The organism is bacterium (genome assembly GCA_004322275.1).
Classification (GTDB): domain Bacteria; phylum Desulfobacterota; class Deferrisomatia; order Deferrisomatales; family BM512; genus SCTA01.
In genome coordinates this window covers 49,205-64,614 of sequence record SCTA01000015.1, presented here as the reverse complement: position 1 = coordinate 64,614, position 15,410 = coordinate 49,205, and the positions used below count along the sequence as shown (strand labels likewise).

The following is a 15,410-nucleotide window of genomic DNA, read 5'->3' as shown; positions in this document are numbered from 1 at the left end:
CGGGATGCTGAATGTCCGATGTTGTAAACAAGCTTTGGGGTTTCTGCCACACTCTCCGTAATGACGGTATCGACTACGGGGATTACATCGAGCAGATAACCTACCTCCTTTTCCTCAAGATGGCCCACGAGCGCGGAATCGACCTTCCCAAAGGCTGCGATTGGGCGGCGCTTTCCTCCAAATCCGGCGTCGCTCTGCTTGACGGCTATACCGAGATACTCCGCACCCTCGGCAAGCAAAAGGGCATCATAGGCGATATCTACTCCGGCGCGCTCTCCCACTTCCGCGAGCCGGTAAACCTCAAAAAGCTCATCGGCCTAATCGACGAAACCCAGTGGACAGAGCTTGACGTAGACGTAAAGGGAGCAGCCTTCGAGGGGCTCCTCGAAAAATCCGCCAGCGAAGGCAAAAAAGGCGCGGGCCAATACTTCACCCCGCGAATACTCATCCAAACCATCTGCCGCCTCGTAAAGCCCGATCCGCGCCTCCATAAAGAATTCACCATTTGCGACCCCGCTTGCGGCACAGGCGGCTTTCTCGTCTGCGCCTACGAATGGCTTTTGTCGCAAACCAAAGGCGGCGCTCTTGAAAGAGACTCCGCAAAAAGAATCCGCACCGCCACCTACTACGGCAAAGACCTCGTCGCCCGTCCGCGTCGCCTGGCGCTGATGAATCTTTACCTCCACAACATCGAGCCCAAGATCGAGCTTGGCGACTCCATCTACGAGGTAGACGGCGGCAGAAGATACGACGTAATCCTAACCAACCCGCCCTTCGGCACCAAAGGCGCGAATCAGGTGCCCGAGCGCGACGACTTCGTAATCTCCACCTCAAACAAACAGCTGAATTTCATCCAGCACGTAATGACGGTACTGAAACCCGGAGGCCGCGCCGCCGTGGTCGTGCCTGATAACTGCCTCTTCGCCGATCAGGCTGGCGAAGTCTTCAAAATCCTCACCGAAGAATGCGACCTCCACACAGTGCTAAGGCTCCCCAACGGCACCTTCAGCCCCTACAGCCCCGGCACCAAGACAAACGTAATCTTCTTCACCAAAGGCCAGCCCACCGAAACCGTCTGGATCTACGACGGGCGCACAAACGTAGCCGGAATAACCAAAAAAGACCGCCAGCTCACAGCCGCCCACTTCGCCGAATTTGAAAAATGCTTTGGCCCCGACCTCTTGGGCCGTTCACCGAGAAAGACGGAAGACAGCGCCGAAGACCGCTGGCGTTCCTTCAACATTAGCCAAGTTAAAGAGCGCGACTACAAGCTCGATTCGCTCAAATGGCTCAGGGATGAAAACCTTGACGACGCCGACGGCCTGCCCGAGCCGGAGGAACTCGCCGCCGACGCCATAGGCCAACTTGAAATAGCCATCGAAGAACTCGCCGCCGTCCTCGCCCTCCTAGAAAACGGAAACGGCGAAACCGTAGAGGCGGCGAAGTGAACAAAGAACTGCCCGAAGGGTGGGTGAAAGCGACCTTAGAAGAGCTTGCGATAAAACCCAAAGCCGATATTGTTGATGGTCCATTTGGGTCAGATATGAAGGCTTCTGAATACATCGAATCAGGAGTTCCAATTATCCGTCTTCAGAACATAGATCGGAACAGATTCATCGAAAAAAACACCAAATTCATTTCATCTAAGAAAGCCGAGGCATTGGCAAGGCACAGCTTTATTGCTGGTGATATTGTCATTTCTAAACTGGGAGAACCGCTGGGCAAAGCGTGCATAGTCCCTGAAAACATTGGGGCGGGCATTGTGGTGGCGGATGTCGTCAGATTCCGCCTAAACCATTCATTTCTCGACCCAGCATTTATATGTTTTTCTATCAATTCCCCTTTAGTAGCAGATTCCCTTATTGAACACACAAAAGGGAGCACGAGGCCTAGAGTTAACCTCGGCAATATAAGGAGACTTTCAGTACCCATTCCTCCTCTTGCCGAGCAAAAGCGAGTCGTAGCGAAAGTAGAGGTGCTGCTTGAGCGGGTAAATACCGCCCGCGAGCGCCTCGCCTCCGTACCTGCCATCCTCAAACGCTTCCGCCAGTCCGTCCTCACCGCCGCCACCTCCGGCAAACTCACCGAAGACTGGCGAAATCAGCGGAAAATTGGAATAGATTCATGGGTAAAAATATATGGATCAGATGTATTTAATTTTATAACTAGCGGGTCAAGGGGTTGGGCAAAGTATTATTCTAACACTGGTGCAATTTTCTTGCGTGTGGGAAACCTTGATCACAACACAATAAATTTAGACCTTAGCGAAATACAGCGAGTAAAACCTCCTAAGGGTTCAGAAGGCGAACGTACACGGATAAAGCTTGACGACATCCTTATTTCTATTACTGCTGATGTGGGAATGGTCGCTCTTATTAACCATGATATTGGTGAAGCATATATTAATCAACACTTATGCCTTGCTAGGCCAAATAATGCCTACAACAGTAGATATATTTCCTACTATTTAGCATCTCCTAGTGGTGGGCTTTCTCAATTAACAGATGCACAAAGAGGTGCGACAAAAGTCGGGCTTGCATTGGGAAACATACGCTCGTTGGAATTTTCCATGCCAAATTACGAAGAACAACACGAAATAGTCCGGCGCATCGAAGCTCTCTTCGCCTTGGCAGACGCCATCGAAAAGCGGGTCGCCGACGCCACCCGGCGCGTCGAAAAAATCACCCAAGCTATCTTGGCTAAAGCCTTCAGCGGCGAACTCGTCGCCACCGAAGCCGAGTTGGCAAGGCAAGAGGGCAGAACCTTTGAGCCCGCCTCCGCCCTCCTCGGCCGCATCAAAACCCAGCGCGCCCTAGCCGCGCCCGCCCAAAAATCCCGAGCACCGAAACGCGCCAAACCCCAACCCGCCGCTAAAACCCCCGCGCCAGCCTCTGGCGCAACCGGCGTAGTCCCCCAACGCACACCCGCAACAGCAAAACCTTTTGCGGATCAAGTCACAGGCGGAATCCCCCGACAAATCCTCGACTCAATGAAACCCGACGTAAGCTACTCCCGCGCCGACCTCCTAGCCGCCACCGGCATAACCGAAACCGACTGGCTCTGGGCCGTCAAACAACTAAAGCAATCCGCCCAGGTCACCCAAACCGGCGACCGCAGGGGGGCGAGGTACAGTCTGAGCATCGCCACGAAGAGCAATCTTGTTGAAATATCCAAACCGGCAATCCACAACCGCCATGCCGGAAACGACATGTTTAACAAGGCGGCGCTGTGCGCCTACATCGTCAAAAGTTGCCACGATCCCCGCTATCCTCTCGGCAGGGTAAAACTGGCAAAGCTTTTTTATCTGGCGCAGCACAAGGCCGATATACACCTTACCAAGTCCTTTGAGAAATTGGCCGCCGGGCCGCTGGATGTTGGAATTTTCAAGGTTCTGAATCTTGCCCAAAAACAGGGCTGGCTGGTTTTGGAAGAGGCTATCGGGAAATTGAAACCCGTTTCTCCGGGAAAAAAGATAGACGAGGCCCTGCCTCAGGCTGAAAAAATCCTTGGCGACTCGAAATCAAGAGTCGATGAAATGCTTTCCTTTATGAAGAAATTGGGGTGGAAAGCACTCGAACGCTGGGCCACAGTGCTTGAAGCCGCTTTGGAACTGATTCAGCTCAATCGCCCGGTAAACGTCTCCACCGTCAAGGAAGTGCTGATCAACAACGAGAAATGGCGGGCAAAACTAGACCGCGAAGAATTCGCCGACAATCACATCCGTGATACAATCTCCGGTCTCAAAAACCACGGTTTTTTGCAGTAACCCGTCCCGCAAGGGCTTATATTAATTTGAGCGAAGCGGGTGTCCAAAGTCCAGAGTCATGCACTGGCGCCACCGGCTCGGCTTCAAGATTCTGTTGAGGCTCACGGTTACATCCAGTTGAAATCACGAAATGTCGTGTCCCAAGGTGGCAAACAGTTTCAAGTGCAAACATTCGGCATACCGCCCAACTCTTCCGTCCGCACGGGCGCTTAACGGTAGCCATTGATGCGGATTCCTGCACGGCGTTTAAATTCCCCTCCAACTCACCCCTCGCGCAAACTTCCCCTTTAGGTTAAAATTCCCGCCGTTACTCTTTTGAAGGGAGTCCTTTATGAATTCTTTCGACCTTTTCGTCGCGGCGTGCGTGGTTCTCTTCCTCTGCTTCGGCCTCTGGCGCGGGGCGGCGAGGCAGATCGTCTCCCTGATCGGCCTTGGCGCGGGGGTCTTTCTGGCCCTGCGCTGGCACGCCTCGCTGGCGGGCATGCTGCCCTTCGGCTCGGAGAAACTTCGCCTCCCGCTCTCTTTCGCGCTCATCGTCCTGCTCGTCATGCTGGCGGCGTACCTCGTAGGGTGGATGCTGACCAAGCTGGTCTCGGCAATCGGCCTCGGCTGGCTCAACAGGCTTTTCGGCGGTATAATCAGCCTTGCGAAGGCGGCGCTGGTGATTCTGGCGGTGGCCATCCTGCTCGTGGAGATTCTCCCCGGCCAAAGCCAGACCCTTCGTGACTCGAAGGTCCTGCCCTGGGTGTTGAAGGCCGAGAGCGCCGCCGTCTCGCTCATACCCGAGGAAGCGCGTCTCGCCATAAACGAAAAGCTCCGCGATCTTGAAAATTTCTGGAATAACCGTTAGGAGGTCTGCAATGGTTAAGGTTCTTATAGCTTTCTCATCCAGCAGCGGCAACACCGAGAAGCTGGCAAAGGCGGTGGCTCTGGGCGTAACGGACGCGGGGGGCGAACCTCTCCTGAAGCGCGCCGGGGAGGTCACGACTGACGACCTCGTCGCGGCCGACGCGATCATCCTCGGAAGCCCCGTCTACTTCGGCACCCTCTCCGCCGAGGTCAAGGGACTTATCGACCGCAGCGTCACCGTGCGAAGGAAGCTAAAAGACAAGGTCGGCGCGGCCTTCGTAACTTCCGGCCACGACACCGGAGGCAAGGAGACCACGATTATCTCCATCCATCTGGCCTTCTTGATCCACGAAATGGTGGTCGTAGGCGACCCGATAGAGGCTGGCGGCCATTTCGGCGCGGCCTGCCGGGGGACTCCGACGGAAAAGGACGAGAAGTGCGGCGCCCTTCTGGGCGAGCGGGTGGTGAAGATCGCCGGGAAGCTGAAGGCGGAGTGAAGCCGCTTTCTTACATGGTTAAGAAGTGATACGGATAAGCGAAGAGATTGAACTCGGCGAGGAAGAGCTTTCGGAGAAATACATCCGATCCTCGGGGCCGGGCGGCCAGAACGTCAACAAGGTCGCGACGGCGGTGCAGCTTCGCTTCAACGCCCTCTTGTCCCCCAATCTGAGCGACTACGTGCGCCTGCGGCTCCTGAAACTCGCCGGGAGCAGGGCGACCCTTGAGGGCGAGATAATCATAGAGGCCGACAGATTCCGCACGAGGGAGCAAAACCGGGCCGACGCCCTCGAACGGCTGAAAGAACTCATCATCGCCGCCGCCAAGCGGCCGAAGCGCCGCGTCAAGACAAAGCCCACCAAAGCCTCGAAGGAGCGCAGGATCGAGGCGAAGAAGGGGCGCGCCACGGTAAAGAGAGGGCGCACGAAGGTAAGGGCCGAGGATTCCTGAAAATATCCGCAGGAAATTTAAAAGGGGAAGAGCGTGCGCTCCTCCCCTTTGCTGCTCTTAGAGGGCAATCGCCGGGTTACTGCTCGGAGGAATGGTTATGGCGGCAGCCGGGGTGATCTTTTTTGTCGCAGTCGTTTTTTGCTTCTCCGGAGTTATTTACAGGGCACTTGCCGCGCGCGCCGGGTACGGTGCAGAAACCGTGTTCGTCTTCAAGGCTCTCGTGGCTCGTCTCAAGCTGCAAGGTTACGTGGCTTATCCCCAGCTGCTCTTTCAGCGTCGAGGTCAGGGTCCGAAGCACCTTCTCGCGCTCGTCGAACCCCTCGGCGATTACGACGTGGGCGGAGAGCGCTTCCGTGCCGGGCTGTATCGACCAGATGTGGAGGTCGTAAACGCAGCAGACCCCCTCCGTCGTCAGAATCGCCTCCTCCACCTTTGAAAATTCGAGGTGGGCGGGAACCCCCAGCAAAAGGACGTGCGTCGATTCCTTTAAAAACCCCCACGAACTTGCGAGGATAAGGGCGCAGATGGCGAAGCTCATCAGCGGGTCCGCAAAGGTCCAGCCGGTTTGCCAGATTATCAAACCCGCGACAATCGCGCCGAGGGAGCCGAGGGTGTCGGCCAGCACGTGGAGGAAAGCGCCCTTGACGTTCAGGCTGGCTTCCTTGTGAGAGTGGAGCACCTTCGCCGAAAGGAGGTTAATCGCGAGGCCCGCAGCCGCGACAGCCATCATGCCTACGGGGCGAATCTCCTGCGGAGATTGCATGCGCAGCCAGGCCTCGTGGAGGATCATTCCTACGATAACCCAGAGGGTGAGGCCGTTCAGTAGCGCCGCCAGAATCTCGACCCTGCGGTAGCCGAAGGTCTTCGTCATGGAGGGGGGCTTTTCCCCGAGCTTTACGGCGAAAAACCCAAGCCCCAGCGCGGCGGCGTCGTTAAGCATGTGACCCGCGTCAGAGATGAGCGCCAGGGAGTTGGTGAGCCAGCCGCCGATGAACTCTACGATCATGAAGGACGCGGTGAGGCAAAAGGCGATCGCGAGCGATCGCTTCGTGCCTCCGGCGTGGTGGTGGAGATGGCCTTCGTGATCGTGGCTCAGCGTTTCTTCCATGTCTAAATCATAGCATTCGCTACCCGTCTTAAAAACCTCCAAAAAAATTCTCCTAAAACTTTCCGCCGGGGGCCGAAAAATGGTAAAAGCAAGCGACTCATGAAAACAACAACGGGAGAAGCGCAAAGTGTCCGACGTAAGAGTAAGATTCGCCCCCAGCCCCACCGGCTACCTCCATATCGGCAGCGCCCGTACGGCCCTCTACAACTGGCTTTACGCCAGAAAGACCGGCGGCAAAATGATCCTCCGCATCGAGGACACCGATGTCGAGCGCTCCACCGACGAGAGCCTCGACACCATAATCGAAGGACTTAAGTGGCTGGGCCTCGACTGGGACATCGGCCCCTACTACCAGTCCGCCTACAGGGGAGAGCACACCGAAGCCGCGAAAAGACTCCTCTCCTCCGGCCATGCCTACAAGTGTTTCTGCACGAAAGAGGAACTGGATCAGAAGCGCGCCGGTTCCGAAGGGAAGAGCGAATTCGGGTACGACAAAAAGTGCCGCAGGCTCTCGCCGGAAGAGGTCTCGGCGAAGGAAGCGGCCGGGATTCCCTACGTGATACGCTTCGCCATACCCGAGGGGGAGGGAACGGTCGTCTTCGAGGACAAGGTTTACGGGAGGATCGAAAAATCCTGGCGCGACCTTGAGGATTTTATCATCCTGCGCTCCGACGGAACTCCGCTCTACCTGCTCTCGAACGTGGTGGACGACATACGCGACGGAATAACCCACGTAATCCGCGGGCAGGACGGCCTTGGCAACACTCCCCGCCAGGTGCTTATCTATCAGGCCCTCGGCGCGCCGATTCCCCTCTTCGCCCACCTGCCGCTCACCCTGGACTCCCAGAAGGCTAAGATAAGCAAGAGAAAGCACGGCGAGGCGGTAGCCATTCACTTTTACAGAGAGAAGGGGTTCCTGCCCTGGGCTCTCTGCAACTTCCTCGCTCTCCTCGGCTGGTCTCCCGGCGACGACAGGGAGATTTTCACCAAAGAAGAGCTTATCGAGGCCTTCTCCCTGGAGCGCATCAACCGCTCAAACTCCGTCTTCAACCTCCAGACCGAGGACTCCAAGTTCTTCACCGACCCGAAGGCGCTGGCCGTAAACGCGCACCACATCAAAAGCCTTCCGCTGGAAGAACTTGCCGTTCTGGTGAAACCAGTGCTGGAAAAGGCCGGTATCTGGAACGCGGAGTACGAGGGGAGCAGGAAGGAGTGGTTTCACGCCGCCCTTGACCTTATCCGCGAGCGCTTCCACACCTTGAACGACTTCGCCGAGGCGGGCCGGGCCTATTTCGCGGACGATTTCGAGCTCGAAGACAGGGCTCTGGAACGCAACATCGTAAAGTTCCCGGCGCTTCGCGAGCACCTTCCCGTTCTCGCCGCAAGGATAGAGGCGATGGAAGGGTTCGACCCGCACGAGTGCGAGAACCTGATGCGGCAGCTTTGCGAGGAACTGGGAATAAAACCCGGCGTGCTCATCAACGGCGTCCGCACCGCCGTCACCGGGCAGCTTGCCGGGCCCTCTATGTTCGAGGCTCTGACGCTCATCGGCAAGGAAAAAACCATCAAGCGCCTGAAGAACGTCGGCTGGGTGTTCGAGGCCGCCGAAAAACTCAAAAAGTAAACCGAAAGCGAAGGGGCCGTCTTTTTGGACGGCCCCTCCCCTCATACTCCAGTCCTTTTGCCCGCCGGTAAACCCCTCCCACCGGTTTGGCGTCTCACTTTATTAGAGCGGAAGTCCCGCCGTATTTTTGACTAAGGGAAATTTATGGATTTTTTTGCATTTTCAAAAAAAAAGGCGGCGAATATCCGCAAGTCTCCGGCCTTATACCTTCGACGAGCGGCGCAGACGGTCTCCGTTCTGATAATGGTGCTGGCGGCGTGGCAATTCTCAGGATTCATCGACGTTCTGAGAAACGGCGGGGGCGTTTCTTCGGCTTACCGGCCCCCGGTGGTGGAGGGCTTTTTGCCGATAGCCGCGATAACCGCGCTACGGGCGGGCATCCATACCGGCGTCTTCGACACCGTCCACCCGGCCGGTCTGGTAATTCTGCTGGCCACGCTGGCGACGGCGCTTTTGTTTCGCCGGGCGCTCTGCTCCTGGCTCTGCCCTATAGGGTCGCTCTCCGAATTTCTCGGCGCTCTCGGCGCAAGGTGGAAACTCTCCCTGAGCGTACCCAAGTGGCTGGATTACTCGCTGCTTGCGATGAAATACGGACTCTTCATCTGGATCTTCAAGCTCTTCTTCCTGATGGACGGCGAGGCGGCGCTCTCTTTCACGCGCCTTCCCTACTACGCCGTCTCGGACGTGAAGATGTTCGAGCTGTTCTCAAATATCGGGGTTATCGGAGCGGGCTTCGCGGGTTCGCTTGCTCTGGCCTCGGTGTTCGTCAAATCCTTCTGGTGCAGATACCTTTGCCCCTACGGGGCCCTGCAGGGAGTCCTCGGGCTCCTGAGCCCCTTTACCCTTAAAAAGGACGCCGCCCTGTGCAACTCCTGCGGGCTCTGCTCCAGGGCCTGCCCCAACCGCGTAGACGTCGCCGGGGCAAAATCCCCGGTAATCTCTCCCGAGTGCATGGGCTGCACCGACTGCGTCACCGCCTGCCCGAAAAAGGGCGCTCTGACGCTAAGATTCCCCGGATTCAAAAGCGTCCGCCCCCTCGTCTTCGGCCTCGCCTTCCTCGCCCTCTTCTTCGGGGCCGTGGGCGTAGCGAAATGCACCGGCCGCTGGGACAGTTCCCTCACCCTTGGCGATTACAGGTCGCTGTATCGGATGATGGGCCGTTAAACCGGCTTCCTATTTCGGCGAAATAGTTTGCCTGGAGTTGGATACGGCTTTCAGCAGTCTTAAATTATCTATTCCGCTTCCTGCAAACTCACAAATCTATGGCATATTTTCATCAGGCCCTGTTTTTTGAAAGGAGGCTCCTGATGAAAGAAGTTCTCGTGATAGCCCTCTTCGGGATTTTGTGCTTTTCCTCGTCCCTTTCCTTTTCCGGCGAAAAGACCGCCGGGACGCTCCGCCTCTACTCCGCCGCCGACAAGAAGTTTTACGAGGCCGAGCCGCTCCGTCTCTCCGAGAAGGAGTGGAGAGAGCGCCTCTCGCCGGAGGCCTTCAACGTCACGCGGGAGGCTGGAACGGAAAGGCCCCACAGCGGGAAATACTGGAACAACCACGAGGAGGGAATCTATTCGTGCATAGCGTGCGGAACCGATCTCTTCGACTCCGCCACCAAGTTTGAATCCGGCACGGGCTGGCCCAGCTTCTGGGCGCCCATCGCCCCCGAAAACATCCTGACGCGGGTCGACAAGGGCTTTTTTACCACCCGCACCGAAGTAGTATGCAGAAGGTGCGAAGCGCACCTCGGCCACGTCTTCGACGACGGCCCCCCGCCTACCGGCCTTCGCTACTGCATGAACTCGGCGGCGCTGAATTTCACCCCGAAGGCTAAAGACAAATGAACCCTCTTTGGGCGGTCCTCCTCCTGTTCCTCCTTCTCGCCTCGGCGGTCTCCACCGCTTTCGGAGGTTCCCCGGTCTGCAGCGCCTTCCCCGGAGGGTTTTCGGCTGGCTCGGTGAGCGTCGAGGAGGTGCTCGCGAGGGCGGCGGACATAAAGAGCTTTAACACGCCGGAACTCGCGCCCCTCGACACGGAGCGCCCCGCGAAGGTCGAGATCGCCCAGTTTGGCCTCGGCTGATTCTGGGGAGTAGACTCCCGGTTCGGGAGCATCGAGGGAGTAGTCGCCACCGTCGCCGGGTACACGGGAGGCACGAAGGGAAAGCCCACCTACAACTTCCTCGGCGACCACACCGAAACCGTGCTGGTCGTCTTCGACCCCGCTAAAATCTCCTATGAGATCCTCCTTCAGGTCTTTGCAAAAAGCCATGACCCTTTCACCGAATCGGGGCCGAAGCAGTACCGAAACGCCGTCTTCTCAGCGAACGAAGAACAGCTCGGGCGCGCCAAAGCCTTCCTGAAAGCCCTTGGGGAAAGGGAGGGCAAAGAGGTGAAGACCGAAGTCGAACTGGTCAGCTCCTTCACTCCCGCCGAGGACTACCACCAGAAATACTACCTCCGCCAGAACACGGACTTTTACAGGGCGCTTCGGGAGCGCTACCGGAGCGAGGCCGACTTTCTCTCCTCCACCGCGGCGGCCAGACTTAACGGCTACCTCGGCGGAAACGGGAAGCTGGAATTCACAAAAACAGTTGAAAAGCTGGGACTCCCGCCCCGGCTGACGGAAGAGTTGAAACGGCTGGCATCGAGGCGGCTGAAGTAGTTCCAGCACCTGAGCGGGCTACCTTTGAAAAAGCCTACTGTTCCAGCACGAGCCGGAAACCCCTGTTTGGGTATCCCTTGGCGGGATCCCCATAACCGCGGGACCGCACAGTGATGCCGTAGATGGGGGAATTGAAGGCCCCTCCGCGCAAAACCCTGACAGCGCCGGTAGAAGGCCCCGTGGGGTCTGTGTGCCCGCTGAAATTATCGAATGAATATGAATACCAATCGTTCACCCACTCGTGAACGTTTCCGCTCATGTCGTAGAACTGTTGATATGTGGGGTGCTTCCTCCCGACGGGGTGTGCTCTGCCGCCGCTGTTGCCTTCATACCAGGCCACTTCATCCGGGTTGTCGCTTCCCGCGTATTCGTAACCAGTGGGGTTCCGCCCCCCGCTTGCCGCAAATTCCCATTCCGCCTCGGTGGGAAGCCTGTAAGTCCTGCCCGTCATTCCGTTCAGGGCAGCTATGAAATCCTGAACTTCGTTCCAGCTTACGTTCGCCGCGGGGAGTTGAGTATCGCCCACGTAGCCCACGTACGAGTACACATAGCCCGGGAAGTACCCGGTTACCGCTTCCCACTGCGCGACCGTGATCTCCCTTTTGCCCATGTAAAACCACTTGGTCAGGGTGATATTTTCAGGAGAGGAAAATTGAAAATACATCGTGAAAGTTCCCGGCGAAAGCAGGATGAACTCTTCCGGGGGAACCGGGTCCGAGTAAAAAGCATCACTGAAATCAGTGGTGAAGGACCACACCTTCTCCTCGGCCAAACGGTTTCCCGACGTGTCCTTGACCCCGGTGGTTATTCTTGCGGTGTAGTTGGTGCCGGGCGCAAGGTTCCCGGCAGGAATGAAGCAGGCGACCGGGGTCGAAGTCCATTCGTTATTTCTCAGGGTTACGGACCCCTCCACGGGCAGCCCCCCACCCCATGCTGGTCTTGTCAGGGTGAAGGTCTGAGAGTTTACCGTGGCTGGATCCACCACCTTTGAAAAAGTGACCGAAGGAGCCCCGGATACGGAAACGTAGGCGGCCCCGTCCGCGGGATATTTTGATGAGATATAGGGAGGGGTGGTGTCGGGTTCGTTGCTGTCAGGAGGGCCTTCGCCAAGAGACACGCCAATACCGCTGTAATCGCCTTCGGTGGGAATGCACCCGGCAAGTCCGACTGAAAGGACGAGCAACAACGCGAACGAGAACATTCTTTTCCCCACGGGTTTCTCCTTTGAAGGCAGCGCCCCGGACGTCTGCCCTGCCAGATGAACCATCCTGAATTTCATTTTACACCGTTACGCGAAAAAATACAGCGGCCCGAGCGAGCCCTGAAACTTTGGTGACAGAATGACGCGCCAATAATATTACATGATATATAAACTAATGAATTCAGTGGGATTTGGCGAGCCATCCACGCCTGGGCGACTTTCAAGTCGGAATTTCTTTGTTATGCTTCTATCAAGTGTGATTCCGTGCCGGTTAACCCCCGGCTGCATTTGTTTTGATAAGTATTGGCTGGAAAGTTCTTCTATTACAGGAGCACAGGTAAGAGAGCAATGGCACTACTACCCATTCTCAGGCTTGAAAAGCGCCGGTCGCTCGCCCTTCTGCTCCTGCTGACCGCCGCTCCCTGCGCCGCCGCCCCGCTCTACCCCTTTTCGGCGCTCGCCCCCATGCCGATGGAAGGGGGAGAGATAAATCTGCGCCTCGGCGCGAGCTACTTTCACCGCGACCACCTGATCTTCGACGACGAGGACAGAAACCGCAAAGTGGCCGAACTGCCCTCGATCCGTTCAGTGATCGCCGTAGCGCCCAACTCCGAAATTCATCTGAGCTACCCTCTTCTCTATCTCGAACAGGAAGGGCAAAGCAGCGAGTACGGGTCGGGAGACGCGACCATCTCGGGACTCTTCACCCCCTTGGGAACAGACGCCCGGAATGTTGCGTTGGGGCTAAAGCTCGCGGTCAAACTGCCAAACGCCGACGACGAGAAGGGGTTCGGCACCGACGAAACCGATTTCTCCATAGGTCTGGCTGCGGCAAAGAAGGCAGGAAGCTTCCTGACCGTGGTCAACGCCGATTTCGCGATACTGGGAGAGCCCCATTCCGCCGCCACGAATCAGGACGACGTGCTTGTCTACAATCTGGTGGGAATTTACGACTTCGGCGGAGGGGTAAACGCGGGACTCGGAATCGACGGACTGAACTACAGCAAGTACGGCAACAACCGTCTTTCGGCCAGCGCGGGACTTAGCTTTCCGTGGCGCGTCGTGGGAATCGACCTCGGATTCGGCCTCGGCCTTGCGGGAAAAGCCCCCGACTGGACCGCCACCGTGGGCATGAGCTTCCAGTTCAACGCCCCCGTAAACGTCCGCTCCCCGGGCCAATGCAGGGAACCGTGATGAGCGATGCGTCAGAACGGGATGAAGCGGCGGTCTTACCTTTTGCAGGCTCCGCAATCGGCGCAGCCCACGCAGGGCGATATCTCAGCCCTGCACCTCGGGCAGATCCGCCAGAGCGGGTCGGTGACGGGAAGGCCGCAGGAGGGGCAGGCTTTCTTTTTCGGAATCTTATCTTCCGCTTTTTTCACGAAGAACATCCTTAATCCTACAGTACTATTCTCGCCAGTATACCCCCGGCGATAAAAGCGATAATCCACGAACTGACCCAGATATACATCCCCTGCTTCATTCCGCGCTCCTTGAAAAGAACCATCAGGCTCGCTATGCAGGGCACAAAGAGGGTCATGGTCACGAGGGCGACGACGGTCTGCCAGGGCGAAAGGGACAGCGAGGTTAGCCCCGCCGCTCCGAAATCGCGTCTTACCATACCCATGACGAAGGCCGTGGAGGCTTCGCCGGGGAGCCCGAGCCACCCCTGGGTCAGCGGCGAAAGGGCCGTCTGCCAGGCCGCGAGGACTCCGGTGCGAAGGAGGATGGAGACGCCAAGCGCGCCTGCGGCGAACCACGGCAGGGCTTCCTTCATAAAGAAGAAGGTTCTCATCACGGTCTTTCTCGCGATGTTGCCTAGCCTCGGGATGCGCATGGGCGGCAGGTCGATCAAAAGCTCGGTCGTCTCGCCGGGAACCACCTTGCCCATCACGGTGCCGACTATCACGAGGCAAAGGAAGATGGAAGCGCCATAGACGGCGGTGTAGACGCCGCCTATCGCAGCGAGCATTCCTGTGATGACGCCTATCTGAGCCGAGCAGGGTATGACGAAGTTGAGTATCGCCGTGGCTATCGTCCTCTCGCGGTGGGAGCCCAGAATCCTCGTGGTGATGGTCCCGAGCTGCACGCAGCCGAAGCCGAGGATTATCGGGATAATCGCCCTGCCGTTGAGGCCGATGCCGTTCATCATGCGATCGACGAAGGCCGCGAGCCTCGGGAGGTAGCCGGAATCCTCCAGCAGCGAGAGGGTGACGTAAAAACCTGCCACTAGAGGAAGGAGGAGGCCGAAGAGGTAGGTCACGGTCATCGTGAAAAGGCCGAATTCCCCGATGAGTATCGCCCCGAGAAAGCTCTCGGGCGAGACCCACCTCGAAACCGTCCCGATTACCCAGGGCTCGTAAAGCCCCTGCATTATCTTGCCCTCGGTCACCGCCACGATGTCGCCCGCGACGAAGACGCCGACGACCTGATAGGCGGCAAGAAGCATGATAGCGAGTATGAGAAGCCCGCTGACCGGCTCAAGGCACATCCGGCCGATGAAATCCCGGACTCTGCCTTTCCCGTGGGGCCTTTTGACCACCTCATCGACGAGCTTGTTCACCCGCTCCCGGCGAAGAATGTAGATAGCCTCCCGGCCCTCTTCACCGCCGCTCAGGTGGACGCCGTGGCGGAGGGCGACTACCTCGTCCCCCTCGGCAACCATCAGCGCCTCCGGCCTCATGTCGATCCGGTCCAGAAGCGCGGTGACTCTCTTTTCCACCTCCGGCGTGGGGTGTCCCGGCACGGCGCGTTCCACCGCCTCCAGCACCTCGGCTATCCCCTTGCCCTGCACGGCGGCGCAGGGGATGACCTCCACGCCAAGCTCGCGAGTCAGGGCGGGAAGGTCTATCTCTATTCCGTTGGCTTTCGCCTCGTCGGTGAAGTTGAGAGCGACGACCATGGGAATTCCCATGTCCAGCACCTGAAGGGTAAGAAAGAGGTCTCTTTCGAGGTGGGTCGAATCGACGACGTTTACCACTACGTCCGCGCCCAGTATCACGTCTCTGGCGACGCGCTCCTCGTCGTTGAAGGAGCCGACGCCGTAAACGCCGGGAGTGTCGTAAACCGACCACGAACCGGCCTTGCCGCCCATAACCTCGACGGTGGTGCCGGGAAAGTTTGAAACCTCCACGTAAAGGCCGCTCCACGCTCCGAAAAAGACAGACTTTCCGACGTTGGGGTTCCCCACGAGGACCAGTTTCTTCTGTCCTCCGGGGAAAAGCTCTTCAACCGCGCTGCAGTGACAATTGCTCATTG

The 15,410-nt window shown here is 57.7% G+C and carries 14 protein-coding genes; 11 read left to right on the top strand and 3 right to left on the bottom strand.

All coding sequences use genetic code 11. From position 1 onward, the window contains the following. Positions 1 to 11: 11 nt before the first annotated feature. From EPN96_04825 to EPN96_04805, 5 genes are all read left to right on the top strand, one after another. Positions 12 to 1,448 (top strand): SAM-dependent DNA methyltransferase, encoded by a 1,437-nt coding sequence (locus EPN96_04825; protein ID TAL17642.1) that lies wholly within the window; start codon positions 12 to 14, stop codon positions 1,446 to 1,448. Beyond that, positions 1,445 to 3,766 (top strand): hypothetical protein, encoded by a 2,322-nt coding sequence (locus tag EPN96_04820; protein ID TAL17641.1) that lies wholly within the window; start codon positions 1,445 to 1,447, stop codon positions 3,764 to 3,766. Before EPN96_04825 ends, EPN96_04820 begins: the two co-directional genes overlap by 4 nt. Positions 3,767 to 4,097: 331 nt before the next feature. Further along, positions 4,098 to 4,616, top strand: coding sequence for a CvpA family protein (locus EPN96_04815; protein ID TAL17640.1), 519 nt, complete (start codon positions 4,098 to 4,100; stop codon positions 4,614 to 4,616). Between the two features lie 10 nt (positions 4,617 to 4,626). Further along, on the top strand, positions 4,627 to 5,112 hold the full coding sequence (locus tag EPN96_04810) for a flavodoxin family protein (protein ID TAL17639.1): 486 nt from the start codon (positions 4,627 to 4,629) through the stop codon (positions 5,110 to 5,112). Between the two features lie 25 nt (positions 5,113 to 5,137). After that, entirely contained in the window at positions 5,138 to 5,563 is a 426-nt protein-coding gene (locus EPN96_04805; GenBank protein ID TAL17638.1) for an aminoacyl-tRNA hydrolase, read from the top strand. A gap of 76 nt (positions 5,564 to 5,639) precedes the next feature. Here EPN96_04805 and EPN96_04800 read toward each other — a convergent pair whose 3' ends face one another. Continuing rightward, positions 5,640 to 6,671: a cation transporter gene (locus tag EPN96_04800; GenBank protein TAL17637.1), complete on the bottom strand. Its 1,032-nt coding sequence runs from the start codon at positions 6,669 to 6,671 to the stop codon at positions 5,640 to 5,642. A gap of 127 nt (positions 6,672 to 6,798) precedes the next feature. On the opposite strand from EPN96_04800, the gene EPN96_04795 reads away from it, so the two are divergent. From EPN96_04795 to EPN96_04775, 5 genes are all read left to right on the top strand, one after another. Then, on the top strand, positions 6,799 to 8,295 hold the full coding sequence (locus EPN96_04795) for a glutamate--tRNA ligase (protein TAL17636.1): 1,497 nt from the start codon (positions 6,799 to 6,801) through the stop codon (positions 8,293 to 8,295). A gap of 144 nt (positions 8,296 to 8,439) precedes the next feature. Continuing rightward, the gene (locus EPN96_04790; GenBank protein ID TAL17635.1) at positions 8,440 to 9,459 is read left to right on the top strand and encodes a 4Fe-4S binding protein; all 1,020 of its coding nucleotides are present in this window, start codon (positions 8,440 to 8,442) and stop codon (positions 9,457 to 9,459) included. Positions 9,460 to 9,602: 143 nt separating this feature from the next. Then, positions 9,603 to 10,133 carry a peptide-methionine (R)-S-oxide reductase gene (msrB, locus tag EPN96_04785; GenBank protein ID TAL17634.1) on the top strand — a complete coding sequence of 177 codons (531 nt, stop codon included), beginning with the start codon at positions 9,603 to 9,605 and terminating at the stop codon, positions 10,131 to 10,133. Next, positions 10,130 to 10,369, top strand: coding sequence for a hypothetical protein (locus tag EPN96_04780; GenBank protein TAL17633.1), 240 nt, complete (start codon positions 10,130 to 10,132; stop codon positions 10,367 to 10,369). Before msrB ends, EPN96_04780 begins: the two co-directional genes overlap by 4 nt. Positions 10,370 to 10,399: 30 nt before the next feature. Beyond that, positions 10,400 to 10,951 carry a peptide-methionine (S)-S-oxide reductase gene (locus tag EPN96_04775; protein TAL17632.1) on the top strand — a complete coding sequence of 184 codons (552 nt, stop codon included), beginning with the start codon at positions 10,400 to 10,402 and terminating at the stop codon, positions 10,949 to 10,951. Between the two features lie 34 nt (positions 10,952 to 10,985). On the opposite strand, the gene EPN96_04770 is transcribed toward EPN96_04775, so the two are convergent. Next, positions 10,986 to 12,230, bottom strand: a complete 1,245-nt coding sequence (locus EPN96_04770) for a hypothetical protein (GenBank protein TAL17631.1) — start codon at positions 12,228 to 12,230, stop codon at positions 10,986 to 10,988. Positions 12,231 to 12,500: 270 nt separating this feature from the next. Between EPN96_04770 and EPN96_04765 the strand changes: the two genes are divergently transcribed. Continuing rightward, positions 12,501 to 13,346 (top strand): hypothetical protein, encoded by an 846-nt coding sequence (locus EPN96_04765; GenBank protein TAL17630.1) that lies wholly within the window; start codon positions 12,501 to 12,503, stop codon positions 13,344 to 13,346. Between the two features lie 205 nt (positions 13,347 to 13,551). Here the strand turns inward: EPN96_04765 and feoB are convergent, their stop codons facing one another. Beyond that, entirely contained in the window at positions 13,552 to 15,408 is a 1,857-nt protein-coding gene (gene feoB, locus EPN96_04760) for a ferrous iron transport protein B (GenBank protein TAL17629.1), read from the bottom strand. Positions 15,409 to 15,410: the final 2 nt, after the last annotated feature.

Excerpts from the sequence above, each read along its gene's own strand:
- msrB (TAL17634.1), top strand. The coding sequence starts at position 9,603 with ATGAAAGAAGTTCTCGTGATAGCCCTCTTCGGGATTTTGTGCTTTTCC.
- EPN96_04780 (TAL17633.1), top strand. The coding sequence starts at position 10,130 with ATGAACCCTCTTTGGGCGGTCCTCCTCCTGTTCCTCCTTCTCGCCTCG.
- feoB (TAL17629.1), bottom strand. The coding sequence starts at position 15,408 with ATGAGCAATTGTCACTGCAGCGCGGTTGAAGAGCTTTTCCCCGGAGGA.
- EPN96_04790 (TAL17635.1), top strand. The coding sequence starts at position 8,440 with ATGGATTTTTTTGCATTTTCAAAAAAAAAGGCGGCGAATATCCGCAAG.
- EPN96_04765 (TAL17630.1), top strand. The coding sequence starts at position 12,501 with ATGGCACTACTACCCATTCTCAGGCTTGAAAAGCGCCGGTCGCTCGCC.
- EPN96_04770 (TAL17631.1), bottom strand. The coding sequence starts at position 12,230 with ATGAAATTCAGGATGGTTCATCTGGCAGGGCAGACGTCCGGGGCGCTG.
- EPN96_04810 (TAL17639.1), top strand. The coding sequence starts at position 4,627 with ATGGTTAAGGTTCTTATAGCTTTCTCATCCAGCAGCGGCAACACCGAG.
- EPN96_04825 (TAL17642.1), top strand. The coding sequence starts at position 12 with ATGTCCGATGTTGTAAACAAGCTTTGGGGTTTCTGCCACACTCTCCGT.
- EPN96_04815 (TAL17640.1), top strand. The coding sequence starts at position 4,098 with ATGAATTCTTTCGACCTTTTCGTCGCGGCGTGCGTGGTTCTCTTCCTC.
- EPN96_04800 (TAL17637.1), bottom strand. The coding sequence starts at position 6,671 with ATGGAAGAAACGCTGAGCCACGATCACGAAGGCCATCTCCACCACCAC.